The following is a 20,134-nucleotide window of genomic DNA, read 5'->3' on the forward strand; positions in this document are numbered from 1 at the left end:
CGTACAACCATTCACCTGCGTCATGGATCTGATCATGCGAGCCAACAGGCTCCACAGATCACTTTGGGCCCCGGCCGACGACGAGCCGTAGGGAACGACCACCGTCGGGGCCCCTCCAACGTGGGGAACACATGCGCATACGTGCCACCGTGGCCGCCGTCACCGGCGCCCTGGCCCTGTCCGCCCTTGCTGTGCCGTTCGCGCAGGCCGACTCGCGGGATGCCGCGAGCCTGGACCGGCCGAGCGTCGCCGAGCGATTCGGCGCCTCTTCCGCCAAGTCGGCGTTCAGCACGGCCGCCGCCGTTCCGACCGTCTCCAACGTGACGGTGAACGCGGGCAAGAACCTCGTCTTCGGCACCACCACGGTCAAGACCTTCGACGTGTCGCTCACCGCCACCCACGAGAGCGGCATCGCGGACGCCTACATCGACCTGTGGCACGGCACCGACGTCGAGACCGACGTCGACGGCTACCTCGCCCCCAACGAGGAGGCCGCCACCTGCACCGCGGTCAGCGACACCACGTCGACCTGCAAGCTCACCATCACCGGTGACACCTATGACGACCTGTACGCCAACACGCTGGCCGGCAACTGGCACGTCACCGCGGGTGTCCTCGCCAACGACGGCGAGATCTACTGGAACGACTACTACAAGACCCACAAGGTCCAGCGCGCGTCGAAGCTGACGGTCAACGCCTCGCCGGAGCCGGTGGCGAAGGGCAAGACCATCACGGTCAGCGGCAAGCTGACCCGCGCCAACTGGGAGACGCTCTCCTACTCGGGCATCCCCAGCGGCCAGAGCGTCGTGCTCCAGTTCCGCAAGAAGGACGCCACGACGTACTCCAACGTCAAGGGCATCAAGACCACCACCGGCGGTGCGCTGAAGACCACGGTCACGGCGTCCACCGACGGTTACTACCGTTACGTGTACAAGGGCATCACCAGCACCGCTCCGGCCACGGCCACGGGCGACTTCGTCGACGTGCAGTAAGCACCCCTCACCTCCGCCGACGCCCGGCCCCCGGAAGCCATCCGGGGCCGGGTGTCGGTGTTTTGGGGGCCGTCGGGCAACCGAACGGCACGCTTGCCCCTCTGATCATGCGGAGCATCCAGGCTCTCTTCACGACCATTTGGGGAACGCATGCGTATTCGCGCCACCGTGGCCGCCGTCTCCGGCGCCCTGGCCCTGTCCGCCTTCGCCGCGCCGGCCGCGCAGGCCGACGACTCCGCCTCCGCCCACCGCGCCGACCTCGCGAAGATCCGCGCCCAGTTCGGCAAGGACGCACGCGCGGACGCCCCGTACGACATGGACGTCACCTTCTCCGACTTCAAGATCGCCAAGTCGGTCAAGGTCGGGACGACCGCCCCCGTCTCGACGACGGTCACCTACACGATGACCCACGCCGCCGACATCGACATCGAGGCGGAGGACTTCCAGACCGGCCCGTACCTCTACAAGGGCGCCTACACCACCCCGGACACCATGCTGTTCGGCACCAAGCCGGCCACCTGCGCCTCGACCTCGGCCACCACCGCCTCCTGCACCGGCAAGATCGACATCCTCCCGGCCGAGGGCGAGCTGGTGAACTCCGACGCGGGCAGCTGGAAGGGCGCGGCCCTCGCGCTCGCCCAGAACGGCCAGGACCCGCTCGGCGAGAACTACGACATCACCAAGGTCGGGTACGCCGACCAGGGCGACCTCGGCGGCACGCTGGTGCAGCGGGCGTCGAAGCTGACGGTCAACGCCTCCCCGGAGCCGGTGCAGAAGGGCAAGACCCTCACGGTCACCGGCAAGCTGACCCGCGCCGACTGGCAGACCGAGAAGTACGTGGGCCTCCCGGCCGGCCAGAAGGTGGTGCTCCAGTTCCGCAAGGCGGGCACCTCGGCGTACACCAACGTCAAGGGCATCCAGACCACCACGGGCGGCGCCCTGAAGACGACGGTCACGGCGTCCGAGGACGGCTACTACCGCTTCACCTACGCGGGCATCACGAGCACCGCCCCGGTGAGCGCCAAGGGCGACGCCATCGACGTGCAGTAGGACTGCCTACGCCGGGAACCGGCGGTCGACCCACTTCCAGGTCACTTCCAGGGCGGCCGCCGCTCCCACCGAGATGCCCACCGCGATCCACGGCATGGTCTGCCCGACCAGCTTCAGCGCGAAGAACTCCTGCAGCCAGGGCACGGCCAGGACCAGGACGAAGCCGAGCCCCATGGACGCGACCAGGGCGATCCGCCACCAGGTGTACGGCCGGGCGATGATGGCCAGCACCCACATCGAGATCAGGAACAGGGTGAGCGTCGCCGCACTGGTCTCCGCGTCCAGCGCGCCCTCGCCCGTGTAGTGGTGACGGGCGATCAGATACGTCAGGAAGGTCGCGGCCGCGGCCACCACCCCGCCCGGGATCGAGTACCGCATCACCCGCCGCACGAACTGGGGCCTGGCCCGCTCCTTGTTGGGCGCGAGGGCGAGGAAGAAGGCGGGGACGCCGATGGTGAGGGTGGACAGCAGCGTCAAGTGCCGCGGCAGGAACGGGTACTCCACCTGCCAGCACACCACCAGCACCGCCAGCAGCACCGAGTACACCGTCTTCACCAGGAACAGCGTGGCGACCCGGGTGATGTTCCCGATGACCCGCCGCCCCTCGGCGACCACCGAGGGAAGCGTCGCGAAACTGTTGTTCAGCAGCACGATCTGGGCGACCGCCCGGGTCGCCTCGGACCCGGAGCCCATGGAGACGCCGATGTCGGCGTCCTTCAGCGCGAGGACGTCGTTCACGCCGTCCCCGGTCATCGCGACGGTGTGCCCGTGCGACTGGAGCGCGCCCACCATGTCCCGCTTCTGCTGCGGGGTGACCCGTCCGAACACCGTGCCCGCGTCGAGCGCGTCCGCCATGCCGTCCTGGTCGTGGGGCAGCTGCCGGGCGTCGACGGTGCTGCCCGCCAGGCCGAGCTTCGCCGCGACCGCGCCCACCGAGACCGCGTTGTCGCCGGAGATGACCTTGGCGCTGACGTTCTGCTCGGCGAAGTAGCGCAGGGTGTCGGCGGCGTCGGGCCGCAGCCGCTGCTCCAGCACCACCAGCGCGGTCGGCCGGGCGCCCGCGGCCACGTCGGGGGCGTCCAGCTCGTGCGCGGCGCGGGCGAGCAGGAGGACGCGCAGGCCCTGTTCGTTGAGCCGCTCGGTCTCGGCGAGGGCGGGGTCGTCCGGGGCGAGCAGGACGTCGGGCGCCCCCAGCAGCCACGTACCGGACTCGCCGTCGCTCTCGCTGAGGGTGGCGCCGCTGTACTTGCGGGCGGAGGAGAAGGGCAGGGACTCGGTGCAGCGCCAGCCCACGGCCTCGGGGCAGGCGTCGATGATGGCCTGGAGGGAGGCGTTGGGGCGGGGGTCGGACTCGCCGAGGGCGCCGAGGACCGTGCGGACGTAGGCCTCGTCGCTGCCGTTGAGGGGTCTGAGCTCGGTGACGTCCATGCCGCCCTCGGTGAGGGTGCCGGTCTTGTCGAGGCAGACGGTGTCGACGCGGGCGAGGCCCTCGATGGCCGGAAGTTCCTGGACGAGGCACTGTTTTCGGCCAAGTCGGATGACGCCGATGGCGAAGGCCACGGAGGTGAGCAGGACCAGGCCCTCGGGGACCATGGGGACGATGCCGCCGACGGTCCGGGCGATCGAGTCGTCGAGGTCCGTGTTCTTCACGAAGAGCTGGGTGGCGACCAGGCCGAGCGCGGCCGGGATCATCATCCACGTCACGTACTTGAGGATGGTGGAGATGCCGGAGCGCAGCTCGGAGTGGACCAGGGTGAAGCGGGAGGCCTCCTCGGCGAGCTGGGCGGCGTAGGCCTCGCGGCCCACCTTGGTGGCCTGGAAGGCGCCGCCGCCCGCGACCACGAAGCTGCCGGACAGGATCTGGTCCCCGGGCCGCTTGACGACCGGGTCGGCCTCGCCGGTGAGCAGGGACTCGTCGATCTCCAGGCCGTCGGCCTCCACGCAGACGCCGTCGACGACGGCCTTGTCGCCGGGGCCGATCTCCATCAGGTCGTCGAGCACGATCTCCGAGGTGCTGACCTCGGCCGGGGCCCCGTCGCGCCGGACGGTGGGCCGGGCCTCCCCGATGACGGCGAGCGAGTCCAGGGTCTTCTTCGCCCGCCACTCCTGGACGATGCCGATGCCGGTGTTGGCGAGGATGACGAAGCCGAACAGGCTGTCCTGGATCGGCGCGACGACCAGCATGATCAGCCAGAGCACGCCGATGATCGCGTTGAACCGGGTGAAGACGTTGGCGCGGACGATCTCGACGGTGGACCGGCTGCTGCGCACCGGGATGTCGTTGACCTGCCCCCGCGCGACCCGCTCGGCCACCTCGGCGGCGGTCAGCCCGCCCTTGCCCACCGGGGCGGGCAGGGGGTGGCCGGGATCGACTTCGGTGCCCGCGTCGATGTGCGTCATGCATTCGACGGTACGTGCGGATTTACGGCTTCACCCGCCGAGTGCGCGGAAGATCCGACCTGGGGAGGACGCACAACGGGGCGAAGTGGTGCCGTGGTTGTACGCCGGGCGGTTACTCGGCGGCGGCCTCGCGCTTGAGCGCCGCGTCCCGCTTGCGGACGTACCAGACGCCGATCAGGCCGAGTCCGGCGCCGGCCAGGCAGGTCCACAGCCACCACAGGTGCCCGTGGTCGTCGAGCCAGCCGTAGAAGGGGAGCTGGACCAGGAAGAGGACGAACCACAGGATCGTGCCGCCCGTGATGGTGGCGACGACGGGGCCCTCCAGGGGCTCCGGCGCCTCGTGCTGGGGTGTCCACTTCGCCATGCGCACAGCTTACGGGCCACGCCGGTCTACGCGCGGAGATAGCGCTCCCACCCTCATATGTTCATACTGAAACCGTTTGTCTTTGACCACTTCTGTTCGTAGGAAACGCCAATGACCACCTCGGCCTCCGCCAAGGTCCCCGCCCCCGAGCAGCCGGGCGGCGCGCCCGCCCATGGTGCGCTCGACCGCTACTTCAAGATCTCGGAGCGGGGCAGCACGCTCGCGCGTGAGGTCCGCGGTGGCTTCGCCACCTTCTTCGCGATGGCCTACATCATCGTGCTGAACCCGATCATCCTGGGCAGCGCGAAGGACATGTACGGCAACCAGCTCGACAACGGCCAGCTGGTCACCGCCACCGCCCTGACCGCCGCCTTCACCACCCTCCTGATGGGCGTCATCGGCAATGTGCCGATCGCGCTGGCCGCGGGGCTCGGGGTGAACTCGGTCGTCGCGCTCCAGCTCGCGCCCCGGATGTCCTGGCCGGACGCCATGGGCATGGTCGTCCTCGCCGGTTTCGTGGTGATGCTGCTGGTCGCCACCGGCCTGCGCGAGCGCGTGATGAACGCGGTGCCGTTCGGGCTGCGCAAGGCGATCTCGATCGGTATCGGCCTGTTCATCATGCTGATCGGGCTCGTCGACGCCGGGTCCGTCTCCCGCATCCCGGACGCCGCCCAGACCACCGTCCCGCTCCAGCTCGGCGGCGACGGTCACCTCAACGGCTGGCCGGTGCTCGTCTTCATCCTGGGCGCGCTGCTGACGCTGGCCCTGATCGTGCGCAAGGTCTCCGGCGCCATCCTGATCTCGATCGTCGCGATGACGGTCCTCGCGGTGATCATCGAGGCGATCGCGGACATCCCCTCCTGGGGCCTGACCACCCCGAAGTGGCCCGGCAACCCGGTCGCCTCCCCGGACTTCGGCCTGATCGGTGAGTTCAGCCTCTTCGGCGGGTTCGAGAAGGTCGGTGTGCTGACCGGCGTGCTGTTCGTCTTCACGGTCCTGCTGTCGTGCTTCTTCGACGCGATGGGCACGATCATGGGCGTCTCCGACGAGGCCAAGCTGACCGACGCCCAGGGCCAGATGCCCGGCATCAACAAGGTCCTGTTCGTGGACGGCGTCGCGGTCGCCGCGGGCGGTGCCAGCTCCTCCTCGGCCACCACGGCCTTCGTGGAGTCCACGGCCGGCGTCGGCGAGGGCGCCCGCACCGGCTTCGCGAACGTCGTCACCGGCGGCCTGTTCACCGTCGCGCTCTTCCTGACGCCCATCGCCACCATGGTCCCCTCCCAGGCGGCCACCCCGGCGCTGCTCGCGGTCGGCTTCCTGATCCTCGCGAACTCCGTCAAGGAGATCGACTGGGCCGACTACACGATCGCGATCCCGGCGTTCGTGACGATGCTGATGATGCCGTTCACCTACTCCATCACCAACGGCATCGGCATGGGCTTCATCACCTTCGTGGTGCTGCGGCTCGCGGCCGGGCGGGGCAAGGAGGTCCCCGCGGCGATGTATGTCGTGGCGGCGGTCTTCGGCTTCTACTACCTGATGCCGGCGCTGGGCCTCACGTAAGGCCGTAGAACTTCTCTGTCTCTTCCACGGCGGTCTGGAACCGCTCGTCGAAGTCGTCGCGAATGAGCGTCCGGACCACGTAGTCCTGGACGCTCATTCCTCTTTTCGCCGCATGGCGCCGGAGCCGTTCGAGCAGCTCCCCGTCCATCCGCAGGCTGAGCACGCTGGTCCCCATGGCACGAGGGTCACCTCAGGCGCCCGGACCGTGGGTCGCTTTCCGGATTCGGCTCACTCGTACGAGTGACGGCGGGGTTCAGTGGCCAGGGTCACGGGCACGTATGCGTGTCAGGGTGGTCCTTAGTCAGGGTAATGAGTTAACCTAAAGAACATGTCGGACCTTACCCATGGCGACGACGCTGCCGCCGTGAACTCCCTGCGCTCCGCGGTCATGCGGCTGTCCCGCCGGCTCAAGCACCAGCGGGTCGACGAGTCGCTGAGCCCCACCGAGATGTCGGTGCTCGGCACCCTCTCCACCTGCGGCCGGGCCACCCCGGGCGAACTCGCCCGCAAGGAGCATGTCCAGCCGCCGTCGATGACCCGCATCGTCGCGCTGCTGGAGGCCAAGGGGCTGGTCCGGCTGGAGCCGCACCCCGACGACCGGCGCCAGAAGGTCGTCACGAAGACCGAGCAGGCCGAGGCGATGCTCGCCGAGAGCCGCGCCAAGCGCAACGCCTTCCTGGCCACCCTGGTCGACGCTCTCGACGAGGACGAGTGGGCGAAACTCCGCGCCGCCGCCCCCGTACTGGAGAAGCTCGCACATCTGTAAGCAGCAGGCAGAAGGAGGCGAACCCTGTTGAGTACGGGATCCGGAGCACCCTCCGCCCCCGCACCGGCCACCCCTACCACCCCCCGCAAGTCCTCGATGTTCGGTTCGCTGCGCATCCGCAACTACCGCCTGTTCTTCATCGGGCAGGTCGTCTCCAACACCGGCACCTGGATGCAGCGCATCGCCCAGGACTGGCTGGTCCTCAGCCTCACCGGCTCCGCGACCGCCGTCGGCATTACGACGGCTCTGCAGTTCCTGCCGATGCTGCTCCTCGGCCTCTACGGCGGTGTCCTGGTCGACCGGCTGCCCAAGCGGCCCACGCTGCTGGTCACCCAGGCGTCCATGGCCCTGACCGGCCTCGCGCTCGCCTTCCTCACCCTGAACGGACACGTCGAGGTCTGGCACGTCTACCTCGCCGCCCTCGCCGTGGGCCTCGCGACCGTCGTCGACAACCCGGCCCGGCAGACCTTCGTCACCGAGATGGTCGGCCCCGACCAGCTCCAGAACGCGGTCAGCCTGAACTCCGCGAACTTCCAGTCCGCGCGGCTCGTCGGCCCGGCGGTGGCCGGCCTGATGATCACCGGCGTGGGCACGGGCTGGGCCTTCCTCGTCAACGGCCTGTCCTTCGTCGCGCCCATCGCCGGGCTGCTGCTGATGCGCACCCGGGACCTGCACGCCGTCGAGCGCGCCCCGCGCGGCAAGGGCCAGATGAGAGAGGGCCTGCGGTACGTCGCCGGACGCCCGGAGCTGATCTGGACGATCGTCCTGGTCGGGTTCGTCAGCACCTTCGGCTTCAACTTCCCCGTCTACCTCTCCGCCTTCGCCGACGACGTCTTCCACGCGGGCGCCGGCTCCTACAGCCTGTTCAACACCCTGATGGCGGTCGGCTCCCTGGCGGGCGCCCTGCTCGCCGCCCGCCGCGGCACCGCCCGGCTGAGGGTGCTGGTCGCGGGCGCGGTGGCCTTCGGCGCGCTGGAGATCGTGGCCGCCCTCGCCCCCTCGCTGTGGACGTTCGCCCTGCTCATGATCCCGATCGGGATGTTCGGCATGACGGTCAACGTCACCGCCAACAGCAGCGTCCAGCTCAGCACCGACCCGGCCATGCGCGGCCGGGTGATGGCCCTGTACATGATGGTGTTCATGGGCGGCGCTCCACTGGGCGCGCCGATCGCCGGCTGGATCACCGACGCGTACGGCGTCCGGGCGGGCCTGGCCGCCGGCGGGGTGATCGCGGCGGCCGCGGCGGTCGTGATCGGGCTGGTCCTGGCCCGCGTCGGCAACCTCCGGCTGGCGCTGAGCTGGCGCCACGGCCACCCGGTGGTCCGGTTCGTACCGAGGGAGCGGGAGCAGCCGGTACCGGTGGCCTGAGTGGCAGGGTGGGCCCATGAGACTCTTCGCCGCGCTGCTCCCGCCGGACGACGTTTCCCGTGAACTGGCCGCCGAGGTCGCCCGGTTGCGGCGGCTGCCCGGCTCGGACGCCCTGCGCTGGACCGGCCGCCCCGGGTGGCACTTCACCCTCGCCTTCTACGGCGAGGTGGACGACGACGTCGTACCGGAGCTGTCGGAGCGGCTCACGCGGGTGGCGCACCGGACGCGGCCCTTCCCGCTGGCCCTGCGCGGGGGCGGGCAGTTCGGGCACGGGCGGGTGCTGTGGGTGGGCGCGGACGGGGATCTGCCGACTCTGCGCCTGCTCGCCGGCCGGGCGGAGGCGGCGGGGCGGAAGGCGGGCGTGGCGATGGGGGAGCACCGGCGGTACACGGCACATCTGACCGTGGCCCGCAGCCGGGCGGCCGTGGACACCCGCCCCTGCCTCACGGCGCTGGACGCCTTCACGAGCCGCCCCTGGACGGTGGGGGAGCTGGTGCTCATGCGCAGCGAGCTGCCGGTGTCCGGGATGCCGGGTGAGCAGCCCCGGTACGAGGCGGTCGGCCGCCGGCCGCTCGGCGGGGCCGGTTAGGCTCGATGCCGTGGACCCGAAAACCCGGAACCGGATCATGGCCGGTGCGCTTGTGCTGATGTTCGTCGTGGTGGCCCTGGCCGCCGCCGTCGGCAGGTGAGGGGAGCGCCCCGGCACCCGGCCGGACGCGCTCCCCTCCCCGTGCCGCCGGCTCCCGCGCTACCAGGCGAACGCCTCCGGAGAGGGCCCCGGACCGGGGAAGATCTCCTCCAGCCCGGTCAGCAGCTCCTCGCTCAGCTCCAGCTCGGCCGCCTTCACCGCGGAGTCGAGCTGCTGAGCCGTGCGCGGACCGACGATCGGGCCGGTCACGCCGGGACGGGTGAGGAGCCACGCCAGGGCCGCCTCACCGGGCTCCAAGCCGTGCTTGTCCAGCAGGTCCTCGTAGGACTGCAGCCGGGCGCGGGCGGCCGGGTCGGCGAGGGTGTCGGCCGCGCGCCCGGAAGCGCGTCGCCCGCCCTCCGTCTCCTTCTTGATCACGCCGCCGAGCAGACCGCCGTGCAGCGGTGACCAGGGGATGACGCCGAGCCCGTAGTCCTGCGCGGCCGGAATGACCTCCATCTCGGCGCGCCGCTCGTAGAGGTTGTACAGGCACTGCTCGCTGACCAGGCCGTACGAGCCGCGGCGGGCGGCGGTCTCGTTGGCCTGGGCGATCTTGTAGCCGGGGAAGTTGCTGGACCCGGCGTAGAGGATCTTGCCCTGCTGGACGAGGACGTCGATGGCCTGCCAGATCTCCTCGAACGGGGTGTCCCGGTCGATGTGGTGGAACTGGTAGAGGTCGATGTAGTCGGTGCCGAGCCGCTTCAGCGAGGCGTCGACGGCCCGGCGGATGTTGAGCGCCGAGAGTTTGTCGTGGTTCGGCCAGGCCGGGCCGTCGGCGCCCATGTTGCCGTACACCTTGGTGGCGAGGACGACCTTGTCGCGGCGGCCGCCGCCCTGGCCGAACCAGCTGCCGATGATCGACTCGGTGCGGCCCTTGTCCTCGCCCCAGCCGTACACATTGGCGGTGTCGAAGAAGTTGATGCCCGCGTCCAGCGCCGCGTCCATGATCGCGTGGCTGTCGGTTTCGTCGGTCTGCGGTCCGAAGTTCATGGTGCCGAGGACGAGTCGGCTGACCTTGAGACCCGTGCGTCCGAGCTGCGTGTACTTCATGACGGTCCAGCCAACGCCGTAGAGCGGACTCGAAGCAAGCGTCCCTTACCGCAGTTCGGCGAACAGGCCCCGTACGCGGCTGCCGTCCTGGGCCGTCCAGGGCCCGGCGACATGGCCGGCGGCGCCCGGGGGAGGGGCGTCGGGCAGGCCGAGGCGCCGGTGGAGGCGGAGGGTGGTGCCGTCCTCGGCGGGCAGCTCGGTGCCGGACTCGTCGTCCACGGCGGGGCCGTGCGCCCTCAGGCCGCCGGTGCCGGTGAAGGAGCAGGCGATGTCAGGGTCCGGGGTGTTGTCGACGCTCTGCATCTGCGCCTGGGCGCTCCCCTCGACCAGGGCGAACAACTCGGCGACCAGCACCGGGTCCTGGCAGCCGTCGTAGGCCCAGCGCTTGCCCAGCACCCCGTGGTCCATGGTCCCGACGAGGGCGTGCTCGGCGCCGTCCAGCGGGGCGCCGCGGTAGGTGAGGGGGACGAGGTAGGCGGTCCCGTCGGCATCGGCCGCCACCATGAACTCGATCCCGACCTCGCCCGCCGGATCGTCCAGCCGGAAGCCACCGGCCTTGGTCAGCTCCGGGGTGCCGGTGCCTGCGTACCAGGGGCGGGTGGGCAGCCAGGTGGTGAGCAGGTCGAGCTTGGTGGGCTGCAGGGTGGTGTGATGAATGATCGCCATGTCGGCCGATTGTGTCAGTCGCGGGGGAACTCGTCGGTCCTGAGGGTGAGATCGACGACGGTGCCGGTGAGGTCCACCTCGTCCCCGAAGGGGACCTTGGTCTCGGTGGCGTAGTCGTCGCCCTTGGGGTTCGTGTAGAGGTGGCACCGGCCCTGGTAGGGGTCGACGATCAGGTAGAGGGGGACGTCGGCGACGGCGTAGGCGGACTTCTTGGGGCCGTAGTCGTTGGCGGCGGTTCCCTTGGAGATCACCTCGGCGACGAAAACGACGTCCTCGCAACGCCAGCGGCCCTCTTCCGTCTTCTCGGCTCCCTCGGCCAGCAGTGTCACGTCGGTCGCGAAGCCGTTGAGGTGGCCTGGGTAGTCGATGCGGACGTCGGATTTGATGCGCTTGCGCGGGTACTTGGTGCGAAGCTGCTCGACGATGTCCAGGATGATGTCCCAGTGATGGTCCCGCTGCGGCGACATGAAGATGTGCCCCCCGACGATCTCGGTCTTGTATCCCTCGGGGACGGGCATCTTCTCAAGCCACTCGAACATGAGGTCCAGAGTGAGCTCGTCGTTGGCTTCGGCCATCTCGATCCTGTCGTCAAGGACGGTCATCGTGGCGCTCCTCCCCGGCTGCCGCTCGAACACGGTCAGCCGCGCAGTACAACGATACGAGCGGTCACGAGGTCACGAACCGCACTCAGGGACGTATTCCCCGCCGATCCCCCACCCCTGCCACATCGCCGTCGTGAACGCCTGCGCGATCTTGTGCTCGCCGCTCGCGTTCGGATGGGTGCCGTCGTAGGTGTCGAGGGTGATGTCGTACGACGGCGGGGGCGAGGTCAGCAGCAGCGGTGAGCGGGGTTCGTCCAGGTCGGCGACGGTCTTCGCCAGGAGTTCGTTGAAGCGGGTGACCTGGGCGCCGAAATCCGGCTCGGACTCGGCCCGGATGTTGGGGACGACCGGCAGGATCGCCATCCGCACCGTCGGCCGGGCCGCCCGCGCCTCGGCCACGAAGACGCGCACGTTCTCCGCCGTCTGCTCCGGGTTCGTGTAGAAGCCCAGGTCGATCAGGCCGAGGGAGACCAGGAGCACGTCCGCCCGGTGGGTGCGCACCGCCTCGCCGATCAGCGGGGCCATGTGCAGCCAGCCCTCGCCCCAGCCGGCGAGGTGGGCCCGGGGGAAGTCGGGGTCGGCGTACGCGTACGACGTGGGCGCGTCCGTCGCCTTGTCGTACAGCGTCTCGCGCGGGCCGACGAGCGTGAAGGGGCCGCCGCAGGTGTCGCGCAGGTGCCGCCACAGCCGGTGGCGCCAGGTGTGTTCGCCCGCGCTTCCGATCGTCTGGGAGTCACCGACGGGCATGAACCTGAGCATCCGCTCATGATGGACGATCCGCGCGGCGGGTGGGGTGTGAGGCCGGACACGCCCGCCCGCCCGAACGGCGGGGCGGGATGGCAGGCTTGACGGCATGCGCCGACCCTTCGCCGTCCTCGCCGCCGCCCTCCTCGCGGGCGCGTGCGCCGTGCCCGCCGCCGCAGCCGACGGCGAAGACGGCTTCACCATCAAGGACCCGCGCATCACCGAGTCCAGCGGTCTCGCCGCCTCGCGGCAGCACCCGGGCATCTACTGGACCCACAACGACAGCGACGACGGCGCCCACCTCTACGCCGTGGACAGCGCCACCGGCGACACTGTCGCCACGATCACCATGACCGGCGTCGGCACCCCCCGTGACGTCGAGGCGATCTCCGTCGGCCCCGGCAACCAGCTCTGGGTCGGGGACATCGGCGACAACCTCGGCGGTACCTGGCCGCACGTGTGGATCTACCGGCTGCCCGAGCCCGAGGAGTTGCGGGACCTGACGGTCAGGGCCACGCAGTACGTCGTGAAGTACCAGGACGGGGCGCGGGACGCCGAGTCGCTCGTCGTGCACCCGAAGACGGGGCGCGTCTACATCGTGGACAAGCAGGACGGGGACAGCCGCCTCTACGAGGGCCCGGCCGAGCTCTCCGCCTCCGGCACCAACGTCTTCAAGCCCGGCGCCACCGTCGAGAACCTCCAGGCCACCGACGCCACCCTCGCGCCCGACGGCAGCACGCTCGTCGTCCGCAGCTACTTCGGCGCCGCCGCCTACGACTGGAACGGCGGCGACCTGAAGAAGACCGGCCGGCTGAGCGTGCCGTTCCTCGGGCAGGGCGAGTCGGTCACCTACACCGCCGACGGCTCGACGCTCATGTACGGCGCCGAGGGTGCCGAGAGTTCCGTGGAGCCGGAGGACGCCCCGGGGGACGCGGAGGGCGCCGACAAGTCGCCTTCGGGGGAGGGGAGTTCGGCGACCGGCGAGGGCGGCGGGGACTACAAGGTCGGCGCCCTGGCCGTGGCCGCCGTCCTCGCCGTCGCGCTCGGCTTCCGGCGGCTGCGGCGGCGCTGACCCCCGCTGTCACTCCTCCCGGCGCCGGGCCACGAAGACTTCGAGACCGTCCAGGATCCGCTGGAGTCCGAACTCGAAGTGGTCGAAGTCGGAGCCCCAGGTGTCCTCGGCCAGCGAGGAGAGCAGCGGGTAACGGCCGGACGTCAGGACCTTCTCCAGCATCGGCGTCTGCGCCTGCCAGAACTCCGCGTCGGTCAGGCCGGTCCGCCGCTCCGCCTCCTGCTGGTACAGCTGGGTACGCGCGGCGCCCACCACATACCCGTCGACCATGATGATCGCCGAGACCGTCTCGGGGTCGCTCAGGCCCATCGGCTTGAGCCGGGCGAGGATCTTCTCCATGCCGTCCAGGGCGCTCGGGCCGAGGAGAGGACGGGACTGGTTGACCTGGAGCAGCCATGGATGGCGGCGGTAGAGGTCGAGCGTGGCGCGGCCCAGCGCCTCCAGCGCCGAGCGCCAGCTGCCGTCGCCGAGGTCGGCGGGGTTCTCGGAGGGGCGCTGGACGCGGTCCAGCATCAGGTCGAGCAGTTCGCCCTTGCCGGGGACGTACCGGTACAGCGACATGGTGCCGGTGCCGAGTTCGGCGGCGACCCGGCGCATGGAGACCGCCTCCAGGCCCTCGGCGTCCGCCACCCGGACGGCGGCTTCCACGATCTGGTCGAGGGTGAGGGCCGGTTTGGGACCGCGGCTGGGGCGCCTGCCGGTGTCCCAGAGCAGCTCCATGGTGCGGGCGATGTCACCGCTGCCACTGGTCTCCGTACCGCCCTTGCCGCTGGTCATGCCCTTCAGCTTAAGTCCTCCGAAAAAAACTGGGTACGGCGTACGCGCAATCGGGTACGGTGTACTCAGTTACACGGAAGGAGACCCCATGAGCGACGGATACGCCGTACGGGCCGAGGCGCTGGAGAAGCGCTACGGCGACAAGCGCGCCCTCGACGGCTTCGACCTGGCCGTCCGTGAGGGCACCGTGCACGGACTGCTCGGCCCGAACGGCGCGGGCAAGACCACGGCCGTGCGCATCCTGTCCACGCTGTTGAAGCTGGACGGCGGCCGGGCGACGGTGGCCGGCCTGGACGTCGTCCGTCAGTCGCGCCAGGTGCGCGCCAGGATCGGGCTCACCGGGCAGTACGCCGCCGTGGACGAGGTGCTCACCGGGCGGCAGAACCTGGAGATGTTCGGCCGCCTGTTCCACCTCGGCGGCAAGCGGGCCAAGGCGCGCGCCACCGAGCTGCTGGAGCAGTTCGACCTGACCGACGCCGCCGAGAAGGGCGTCGCCAAGTACAGCGGCGGCATGCGGCGCCGCCTCGACCTCGCCGCCTCGATGATCCTCGCCCCCGCGGTGCTGTTCCTGGACGAGCCGACGACCGGGCTCGACCCCCGCAGCCGGGGCGAAGTCTGGGAGTCGGTGCGGGCGTTGGTGGCGAGTGGCACGACCGTGCTGCTGACCACGCAGTATCTGGAGGAGGCCGACAAGCTGGCCTCCCGGATCACCGTCATCGACCAGGGGCGGGCCATCGCCGACGACACCCCCGACGGACTGAAGAACCTCGTCGGCGGGGACCGGGTCGAGGTCGTGGTCGCCGAGCGGTCGGATATCCCGCGGGTGGTGAAGGTCGTCTCCCGGGTCTCCGACGGTGAACCCGAGGCGGACGAGGCCGAGTTGCGGGTCCATGCCCCGGTGACCGACCGGGTGAGCGCGCTCACCGAGGTCGCCCGCACCCTCCAGGACGAGGGCGTGCGGGTCGAGGACATCGGGCTGCGCAGGCCGAGCCTCGACGATGTGTTCCTGCGCCTGACCGGACACCGCACCGAGAAGGAGGCGGCGGCATGAACGCCGTGGACCTGAACACGCAGGCCCCGGGCGGCCGTACGTACTGGCTGCTCTCCGACGTCTGGAACATCGTCCGCCGCGGGCTGACCCACTATCAGCGCCAGCCGGTCAACATCGCCTGGCAGCTGGGCTTCCCGATCCTCTCCGTCCTGCTCTACGGCTATGTCTTCGGCAGCGCCATGCAGGTGCCCGGCGGCGGGGACTACAAGGACTTCCTGATGCCCGGCATGTTCGTGATGACCATGGCCTTCGGCTTCATCAACACCGCGACCGTGGTGGTCTACGACTCCACCAAGGGCGTCCTCGACCGGTTCCGCTCGATGCCCATGGCCTCCTCGGCGGTGGTCGCCGGACGCGGGGTCACCGATCTGCTGGGCGCCTGCGCCGAGTTGGCGATCATGATGCTGACCGCGGTCGCGATGGGCTGGCGGCCGGACGGCGGGCTCAACTTCCTGGCCGCGTTCGGGCTGCTGCTGTGGCTGCGGTTCTCGCTGATCTGGGTCGGGGTATGGCTCGGTCTGCTCGTCCCCAACCCGGAGGCGGCGGGCGGGCTGTTCGCGGTCGCCTTCCCGCTGACGATGATCTCCAGCATCTTCGTCGCGCCGCAGCTGATGCCGGACTGGCTGGGCTGGGTCGCGGCCTGGAACCCGATCTCCTCCACGGCCGCGGCCACCCGCGACCTCTTCGGGACCCCGGTCGGCGGCGGCGACTCCTGGATCGAGCAGCACGCCCTGCTGATGGCGGGCGTCTGGCCCCTCGTCCTGACGGCGGTCTTCCTGCCGCTGGCGGTGCGGCGGTTCCAGAAGCTCGGCCGCTGAAGGATCTTCCAGAGGCTCCGGCGGTGAAAAGCAAGGGCGCCCGGCGGTGTTCGCCGGGCGCCCTGCACTGCCGTACGGAAACTGCTTACAGCTTCTCGATCACGTAGTCGACGCACTTCGTCAGCGCCTCGACGTCCGCCGGGTCGATCGCCGGGAACATGGCGATGCGGAGCTGGTTGCGGCCGAGCTTGCGGTAGGGCTCGGTGTCCACGATGCCGTTGGCGCGCAGCACCTTGGCGACGGCGGCGGCGTCGATCTCGTCGGAGAAGTCGATCGTGCCGATGACCTGCGAGCGCTTGGCCGGGTCCGTGACGAACGGGGTCGCGTGCTTGCTCTCCTCCGCCCAGCCGTACAGCCGGGTCGAGGAGTCCTTCGTACGCGCCGTGGACCAGGCGAGACCACCCTGGCCGTTGATCCACTCCAGCTGCTGGTTCAGCAGGAAGAGGGTGGCGAGGGCCGGGGTGTTGTACGTCTGGTTCTTGCGGGAGTTGTCGATCGCCGTCGGCAGGCTGAAGAACTCCGGGACGTGCCGGCCGGACGCGTGGACGCGCTCGGCGCGCTCGATCGCGGCCGGGGAGAAGACGCCGATCCACAGGCCGCCGTCGGAGGCGAAGGACTTCTGCGGGGCGAAGTAGTAGACGTCCGTCTCGGCGATGTCGACGGGCAGACCGCCGGCGCCCGAGGTGGCGTCGACCAGGACGAGCGCGCCCTCGTCGGCACCGGCCACCCGCTTGATGGGGGCGGCGACACCGGTGGAGGTCTCGTTGTGGGTGTACGCGTAGACGTCGACGCCCGCCTCGGCCCGCGGCTCCGGGTGCGTGCCGGGGTCGCTCGCGATGACGGTCGGCTCGGCCAGCCAGGGGGCGAGCTTCGCGGCCTTGGCGAACTTCGAGCTGAACTCACCGAAGGTGAGGTGCTGCGACTTGTTCTCGATCAGGCCGTGGGTGGCGATGTCCCAGAACGCGGTCGAGCCGCCGTTGCCGAGGACGACCTCGTAGCCGTCCGGGAGCTGGAACAGCTCGCCGATGCCCGCACGGACCTGGCCGACCAGGTTCTTGACCGGGGCCTGGCGGTGAGAGGTGCCCAGCAGGGAGGTGCCGGTCGCGGCGAGGGCGTCCAGCGCCTCCGTCCGCACCTTGGAGGGGCCCGCGCCGAAACGTCCGTCCGCGGGCTTGATGTCAGAGGGAATCTGGATCTCAGCCACGGGGTGAGGTTAGCGGCTGGGGGAAACCGGGGCGAAATGCAGTCCGTCGGCTGAGACGTTTCGCTGGTTGAGTGGACGCATGACGGATCTAGAGGCCGAACTGCGCAAGGTCGTCCGGGGTGACGTCGGTTTCGGCGCCACCGCTCGCGCGCTCGTCACCATGGACGCGTCCAACTACCGGCGCGTCCCGCTCGGCGTGGTCGCACCCCGCGACGCCGACGACGTGGCCGCCGTGCTGGAGGTCTGCCGCGCCCACGCCGTCCCCGTCGTCCCCCGCGGCGGCGGCACCTCCATCGCCGGACAGGCCACCGGGACCGGCGTCGTGCTGGACTTCACGCGGCACCTGAACCGTCTGGTCTCCCTCGACCCCGAGAGCCGTACTGCCGTCGTCCAGCCGGGTCTTGTCCTCGACCGGCTCCAGGAGGCCGCCGCGCCGCACGGCCTGCGCTTCGGCCCCGACCCCTCCACCCACAGCCGCTGCACGCTCGGCGGCATGATCGGGAACAACTCCTGCGGCGCGCACTCGGTGGCCTGGGGGACGACCGCGGACAGCGTGCGCGAGCTGGACGTCGTCACCGCGCGCGGGCGGCGGCTGCGGCTCGGCCGGGACTGGTCCGGGGCGCCGGACGGGCTGCGCGGCCTGGTGGACGGTGAACTCGCCCTGCTGCGCACCGGGTTCCCGGAGCTGCCCCGCCGCATCTCCGGCTACGCCCTGGACGCGCTGCTGCCGGAGAACGGCGCCGACGTGGCCCGTTCCTTCTGCGGCTCCGAGGGCACGCTCGGGGTGCTGACCGAGGCGGTCGTGGACCTCGTGGCGGCGCCACCCGCGCGTGCCCTCGCGGTCCTGGGATACGCGCACGAGACGGCGGCGGCCGAGGCGGCGGCGGGGCTGCTGCCGTACGGCCCGCTGACGGTGGAGGGCATGGCCGCGGACCTGGTGCCCTCGGCGGTCACGCTGCCCCGGGGCGGCGCCTGGCTGTTCGTGGAGACGGGCGGGGAGTCGCCCGAGGAGGCACGCGCGCGTGCGGAGAGAATCGTGCGCGCCGCCGACGCCGTGGACGGCGTGGTCGTCACGGACCCGGCCGGGCAGCGGGCCCTGTGGCGCATCCGCGAGGACGCGAGCGGTACGGCGACCCGGATGCCCGACGGCAGCGAGGCATGGCCCGGCTGGGAGGACTGCGCGGTGCCACCGGCGCGACTGGGACCGTATCTGCGCGACTTCCGCGCCCTGCTGACCGAGCACGGACTGCGCGGCACGCCGTACGGCCACTTCGGGGACGGCTGCATCCACGTCCGGATCGACTTCGACCTGCTCACCGAGGCGGGCATCGGGCGCTTCCGGCGCTTCTCGGAGGAACTCGCCGACCTGGTCGTGGCGCACGGCGGGTCGCTGTCCGGCGAGCACGGGGACGGACAGGCGCGGGCCGAGCTGCTGCCGCGGATGTACGGCGAGCGGATGGTCGGCCTGTTCGAGCGCGCGAAGGAGGTGTGGGACCCGGACGGGCTGCTGAACCCCGGCATGCTGGTCCGCCCGGCCCCCCTGGACTCGGGCCTGCGCTTCTCCGTGCTGCCCCGCGAACCCGTCGACGTGGCCTTCGGCTACCCCGCGGACGCAGGTGACTTCGCCGCCGCCGTACGCCGCTGCGTCGGCGTCGCCAAATGCCGTACGGCCGCGGCGACCGGCCCCGCCGTCATGTGTCCCTCCTTCCGCGCGACGGGCGAGGAGGAGCACTCCACGCGCGGGCGGGCCCGGCTGCTGCACGAGATGCTCGCGGGCGAGGTCGTCACCGACGGCTGGCGCTCGACGGAGGTCCGCGACGCGCTCGATCTGTGCCTGTCCTGCAAGGGCTGCCGCTCCGACTGCCCGGTCGGGGTGGACATGGCCACGTACAAGGCGGAGTTCCTGCACCACCACTACGCCGGGCGGCGGCGCCCGATGGCCCACTACACGATGGGCCGGCTGCCGGTGTGGCTGCGCTGGGTGGCGCGGCTGCGGGCGGCGCGGGTGGTCAACGCGCTGGCGGGCGTGGGGGTGTTGGCGTCGGTGGGCAAGCGGCTCGGCGGGGTGGCGGCGGAGCGGGAGATCCCCCGGGTCGCCCCGCAGACGCTCAGCGCGTGGTGGCGGCGCAGACCGTCCGCGGGTGCTGACAGGCCGCTGGTGGTCCTGTGGCCGGACACCTTCACCGAGCATCTCTCGCCTGCCGTCGGACGGGCGGCGGTGAGGGTGCTGGAGGCGGCGGGGCTGCGGGTGGCGCTGCCGCCGACCCTGCGGATGCGAGGGCGGCCGGTGGGGGACGGCCGTACGCGGTGGGCGGTGCCGCTGCTCGGCGCGGGGCGCCGGGGGAGGGTGTGCTGCGGGCTGACATACCTCTCCACGGGCCAGCTGGACCGCGCCCGTACGGTGCTGCGCACCACGCTGGACCTGCTGGAACCGGTACTCGCGGCCGGGGTCCCGCTGGTGGTCCTGGAGCCGAGCTGCGCGGCGGCCCTGCGCGCGGATCTGCCGGAGCTGCTGCACGACGACCCACGGGCGGCCGCTCTGGCGGGCCAGGTCCTGACCTTCGCGGAGGCGCTGGAACGCCTGGCCCCGGAGTGGACCCCGCCGCGGCTGGACCGCCCGGTCACCGGCCAGACCCACTGCCACCAGCACGCGGTCCTCGGGGACGCGGCCGACCGCCGCCTGCGGGAAGCCGCGCTGCTCGCCGGCGAACTGAGCGGCGGCTGCTGCGGCCTCGCGGGCAACTTCGGCTTCGAGAAGGGCCACGCCGAGGTGTCGGCGGCCTGCGCGGAGGACCAGCTGCTGCCGGCCGTGCGGCAGGCCCCGGAGGGGGCGGTGGTCCTGGCGGACGGGTTCTCCTGCCGGACCCAGCTGGAACAGCTGGCGGGGGTGCGGGGCCGGCATCTGGCGGAGCTGCTGGCGGAAGGGCTGGACCAGGGGTCAGTATCTAATTAGCTTCAC

General features: G+C 71.0%; 19 protein-coding genes. 10 read left to right on the plus strand and 9 right to left on the minus strand.

What is annotated here, in order from left to right:
• The first annotated feature begins 131 nt into the window (after positions 1-131).
• The gene (locus tag ACWD11_RS14980; RefSeq protein ID WP_389418129.1) at positions 132-992 is read left to right on the plus strand and encodes a DUF5707 domain-containing protein; all 861 of its coding nucleotides are present in this window, start codon (positions 132-134) and stop codon (positions 990-992) included.
• A gap of 150 nt (positions 993-1,142) precedes the next feature.
• Complete coding sequence (locus ACWD11_RS14985; protein WP_451283310.1) at positions 1,143-2,042, plus strand: hypothetical protein; 900 nt, start codon at positions 1,143-1,145, stop codon at positions 2,040-2,042.
• A 6-nt stretch (positions 2,043-2,048) separates the two neighbouring features.
• Here the strand turns inward: ACWD11_RS14985 and ACWD11_RS14990 are convergent, their stop codons facing one another.
• Positions 2,049-4,442 carry a cation-translocating P-type ATPase gene (locus tag ACWD11_RS14990; RefSeq protein ID WP_451283312.1) on the minus strand — a complete coding sequence of 798 codons (2,394 nt, stop codon included), beginning with the start codon at positions 4,440-4,442 and terminating at the stop codon, positions 2,049-2,051.
• Between the two features lie 112 nt (positions 4,443-4,554).
• Entirely contained in the window at positions 4,555-4,806 is a 252-nt protein-coding gene (locus tag ACWD11_RS14995) for a DUF2530 domain-containing protein (protein ID WP_389418132.1), read from the minus strand.
• A gap of 111 nt (positions 4,807-4,917) precedes the next feature.
• Between ACWD11_RS14995 and ACWD11_RS15000 the strand changes: the two genes are divergently transcribed.
• The gene (locus ACWD11_RS15000) at positions 4,918-6,369 is read left to right on the plus strand and encodes an NCS2 family permease (protein ID WP_451283314.1); all 1,452 of its coding nucleotides are present in this window, start codon (positions 4,918-4,920) and stop codon (positions 6,367-6,369) included.
• Here ACWD11_RS15000 and ACWD11_RS15005 read toward each other — a convergent pair.
• Positions 6,362-6,544, minus strand: coding sequence for a ribbon-helix-helix protein, CopG family (locus tag ACWD11_RS15005; protein ID WP_389418134.1), 183 nt, complete (start codon positions 6,542-6,544; stop codon positions 6,362-6,364). The genes ACWD11_RS15000 and ACWD11_RS15005 overlap by 8 nt on opposite strands.
• 153 nt (positions 6,545-6,697) lie before the next feature.
• On the opposite strand from ACWD11_RS15005, the gene ACWD11_RS15010 reads away from it, so the two are divergent.
• Genes ACWD11_RS15010 through thpR form a run of 3 tightly spaced genes read left to right on the plus strand, consistent with a single transcriptional unit; the run spans position 6,698 to position 9,092 of the window.
• Positions 6,698-7,135, plus strand: coding sequence for a MarR family winged helix-turn-helix transcriptional regulator (locus ACWD11_RS15010; protein ID WP_389418135.1), 438 nt, complete (start codon positions 6,698-6,700; stop codon positions 7,133-7,135).
• Between the two features lie 27 nt (positions 7,136-7,162).
• Positions 7,163-8,503, plus strand: a complete 1,341-nt coding sequence (locus tag ACWD11_RS15015; RefSeq protein WP_389418136.1) for an MFS transporter — start codon at positions 7,163-7,165, stop codon at positions 8,501-8,503.
• A gap of 16 nt (positions 8,504-8,519) precedes the next feature.
• Positions 8,520-9,092, plus strand: a complete 573-nt coding sequence (gene thpR, locus ACWD11_RS15020; RefSeq protein WP_451283317.1) for an RNA 2',3'-cyclic phosphodiesterase — start codon at positions 8,520-8,522, stop codon at positions 9,090-9,092.
• A 159-nt stretch (positions 9,093-9,251) separates the two neighbouring features.
• Here the strand turns inward: thpR and ACWD11_RS15025 are convergent, their stop codons facing one another.
• From ACWD11_RS15025 to ACWD11_RS15040, 4 genes are all read right to left on the minus strand, one after another.
• A complete protein-coding gene (locus tag ACWD11_RS15025; RefSeq protein ID WP_389418138.1) occupies positions 9,252-10,241 on the minus strand; it encodes an aldo/keto reductase in 990 nt (329 codons plus the stop codon).
• Positions 10,242-10,286: 45 nt separating this feature from the next.
• Complete coding sequence (locus ACWD11_RS15030) at positions 10,287-10,907, minus strand: maltokinase N-terminal cap-like domain-containing protein (protein WP_451283319.1); 621 nt, start codon at positions 10,905-10,907, stop codon at positions 10,287-10,289.
• Between the two features lie 14 nt (positions 10,908-10,921).
• The gene (locus ACWD11_RS15035) at positions 10,922-11,509 is read right to left on the minus strand and encodes a Uma2 family endonuclease (RefSeq protein ID WP_451283321.1); all 588 of its coding nucleotides are present in this window, start codon (positions 11,507-11,509) and stop codon (positions 10,922-10,924) included.
• A gap of 72 nt (positions 11,510-11,581) precedes the next feature.
• Entirely contained in the window at positions 11,582-12,268 is a 687-nt protein-coding gene (locus ACWD11_RS15040; protein WP_451283323.1) for a GDSL-type esterase/lipase family protein, read from the minus strand.
• Between the two features lie 94 nt (positions 12,269-12,362).
• Here ACWD11_RS15040 and ACWD11_RS15045 point away from each other — a divergent pair, with 94 nt between their 5' ends.
• A complete protein-coding gene (locus ACWD11_RS15045) occupies positions 12,363-13,325 on the plus strand; it encodes a WD40 repeat domain-containing protein (RefSeq protein WP_451283325.1) in 963 nt (320 codons plus the stop codon).
• 9 nt (positions 13,326-13,334) lie between these two features.
• Here the strand turns inward: ACWD11_RS15045 and ACWD11_RS15050 are convergent, their stop codons facing one another.
• Complete coding sequence (locus ACWD11_RS15050) at positions 13,335-14,102, minus strand: TetR/AcrR family transcriptional regulator (RefSeq protein WP_451283327.1); 768 nt, start codon at positions 14,100-14,102, stop codon at positions 13,335-13,337.
• An 88-nt stretch (positions 14,103-14,190) separates the two neighbouring features.
• On the opposite strand from ACWD11_RS15050, the gene ACWD11_RS15055 reads away from it, so the two are divergent.
• Together ACWD11_RS15055 and ACWD11_RS15060 are read left to right on the plus strand one after the other, a co-directional pair.
• On the plus strand, positions 14,191-15,153 hold the full coding sequence (locus ACWD11_RS15055) for an ATP-binding cassette domain-containing protein (protein WP_389418144.1): 963 nt from the start codon (positions 14,191-14,193) through the stop codon (positions 15,151-15,153).
• A complete protein-coding gene (locus ACWD11_RS15060) occupies positions 15,150-15,971 on the plus strand; it encodes an ABC transporter permease (protein WP_389418145.1) in 822 nt (273 codons plus the stop codon). The genes ACWD11_RS15055 and ACWD11_RS15060 overlap by 4 nt, the downstream gene beginning before the upstream one ends.
• An 85-nt stretch (positions 15,972-16,056) precedes the next feature.
• Here the strand turns inward: ACWD11_RS15060 and serC are convergent, their stop codons facing one another.
• Entirely contained in the window at positions 16,057-17,175 is a 1,119-nt protein-coding gene (gene serC, locus ACWD11_RS15065) for a phosphoserine transaminase (RefSeq protein ID WP_389418146.1), read from the minus strand.
• A gap of 79 nt (positions 17,176-17,254) precedes the next feature.
• Between serC and ACWD11_RS15070 the strand changes: the two genes are divergently transcribed.
• Complete coding sequence (locus ACWD11_RS15070; RefSeq protein WP_451283329.1) at positions 17,255-20,128, plus strand: FAD-binding and (Fe-S)-binding domain-containing protein; 2,874 nt, start codon at positions 17,255-17,257, stop codon at positions 20,126-20,128.
• Positions 20,129-20,134 lie beyond the last annotated feature (6 nt).

The organism is Streptomyces sp. NPDC002776 (assembly GCF_053592195.1).

What these genes read in the sequence shown, in the direction of transcription:
- ACWD11_RS14980 (WP_389418129.1), top strand. Translation starts at nt 132, where the DNA reads ATGCGCATACGTGCCACCGTGGCCGCCGTCACCGGCGCCCTGGCCCTG.
- ACWD11_RS14985 (WP_451283310.1), top strand. Translation starts at nt 1,143, where the DNA reads ATGCGTATTCGCGCCACCGTGGCCGCCGTCTCCGGCGCCCTGGCCCTG.
- ACWD11_RS14990 (WP_451283312.1), bottom strand. Translation starts at nt 4,442, where the DNA reads ATGACGCACATCGACGCGGGCACCGAAGTCGATCCCGGCCACCCCCTG.
- ACWD11_RS14995 (WP_389418132.1), bottom strand. Translation starts at nt 4,806, where the DNA reads ATGGCGAAGTGGACACCCCAGCACGAGGCGCCGGAGCCCCTGGAGGGC.
- ACWD11_RS15000 (WP_451283314.1), top strand. Translation starts at nt 4,918, where the DNA reads ATGACCACCTCGGCCTCCGCCAAGGTCCCCGCCCCCGAGCAGCCGGGC.
- ACWD11_RS15005 (WP_389418134.1), bottom strand. Translation starts at nt 6,544, where the DNA reads ATGGGGACCAGCGTGCTCAGCCTGCGGATGGACGGGGAGCTGCTCGAA.
- ACWD11_RS15010 (WP_389418135.1), top strand. Translation starts at nt 6,698, where the DNA reads ATGTCGGACCTTACCCATGGCGACGACGCTGCCGCCGTGAACTCCCTG.
- thpR (WP_451283317.1), top strand. Translation starts at nt 8,520, where the DNA reads ATGAGACTCTTCGCCGCGCTGCTCCCGCCGGACGACGTTTCCCGTGAA.
- ACWD11_RS15025 (WP_389418138.1), bottom strand. Translation starts at nt 10,241, where the DNA reads ATGAAGTACACGCAGCTCGGACGCACGGGTCTCAAGGTCAGCCGACTC.
- ACWD11_RS15030 (WP_451283319.1), bottom strand. Translation starts at nt 10,907, where the DNA reads ATGGCGATCATTCATCACACCACCCTGCAGCCCACCAAGCTCGACCTG.
- ACWD11_RS15035 (WP_451283321.1), bottom strand. Translation starts at nt 11,509, where the DNA reads ATGACCGTCCTTGACGACAGGATCGAGATGGCCGAAGCCAACGACGAG.
- ACWD11_RS15040 (WP_451283323.1), bottom strand. Translation starts at nt 12,268, where the DNA reads ATGCTCAGGTTCATGCCCGTCGGTGACTCCCAGACGATCGGAAGCGCG.
- ACWD11_RS15045 (WP_451283325.1), top strand. Translation starts at nt 12,363, where the DNA reads ATGCGCCGACCCTTCGCCGTCCTCGCCGCCGCCCTCCTCGCGGGCGCG.
- ACWD11_RS15050 (WP_451283327.1), bottom strand. Translation starts at nt 14,102, where the DNA reads ATGACCAGCGGCAAGGGCGGTACGGAGACCAGTGGCAGCGGTGACATC.
- ACWD11_RS15055 (WP_389418144.1), top strand. Translation starts at nt 14,191, where the DNA reads ATGAGCGACGGATACGCCGTACGGGCCGAGGCGCTGGAGAAGCGCTAC.
- ACWD11_RS15060 (WP_389418145.1), top strand. Translation starts at nt 15,150, where the DNA reads ATGAACGCCGTGGACCTGAACACGCAGGCCCCGGGCGGCCGTACGTAC.
- ACWD11_RS15070 (WP_451283329.1), top strand. Translation starts at nt 17,255, where the DNA reads ATGACGGATCTAGAGGCCGAACTGCGCAAGGTCGTCCGGGGTGACGTC.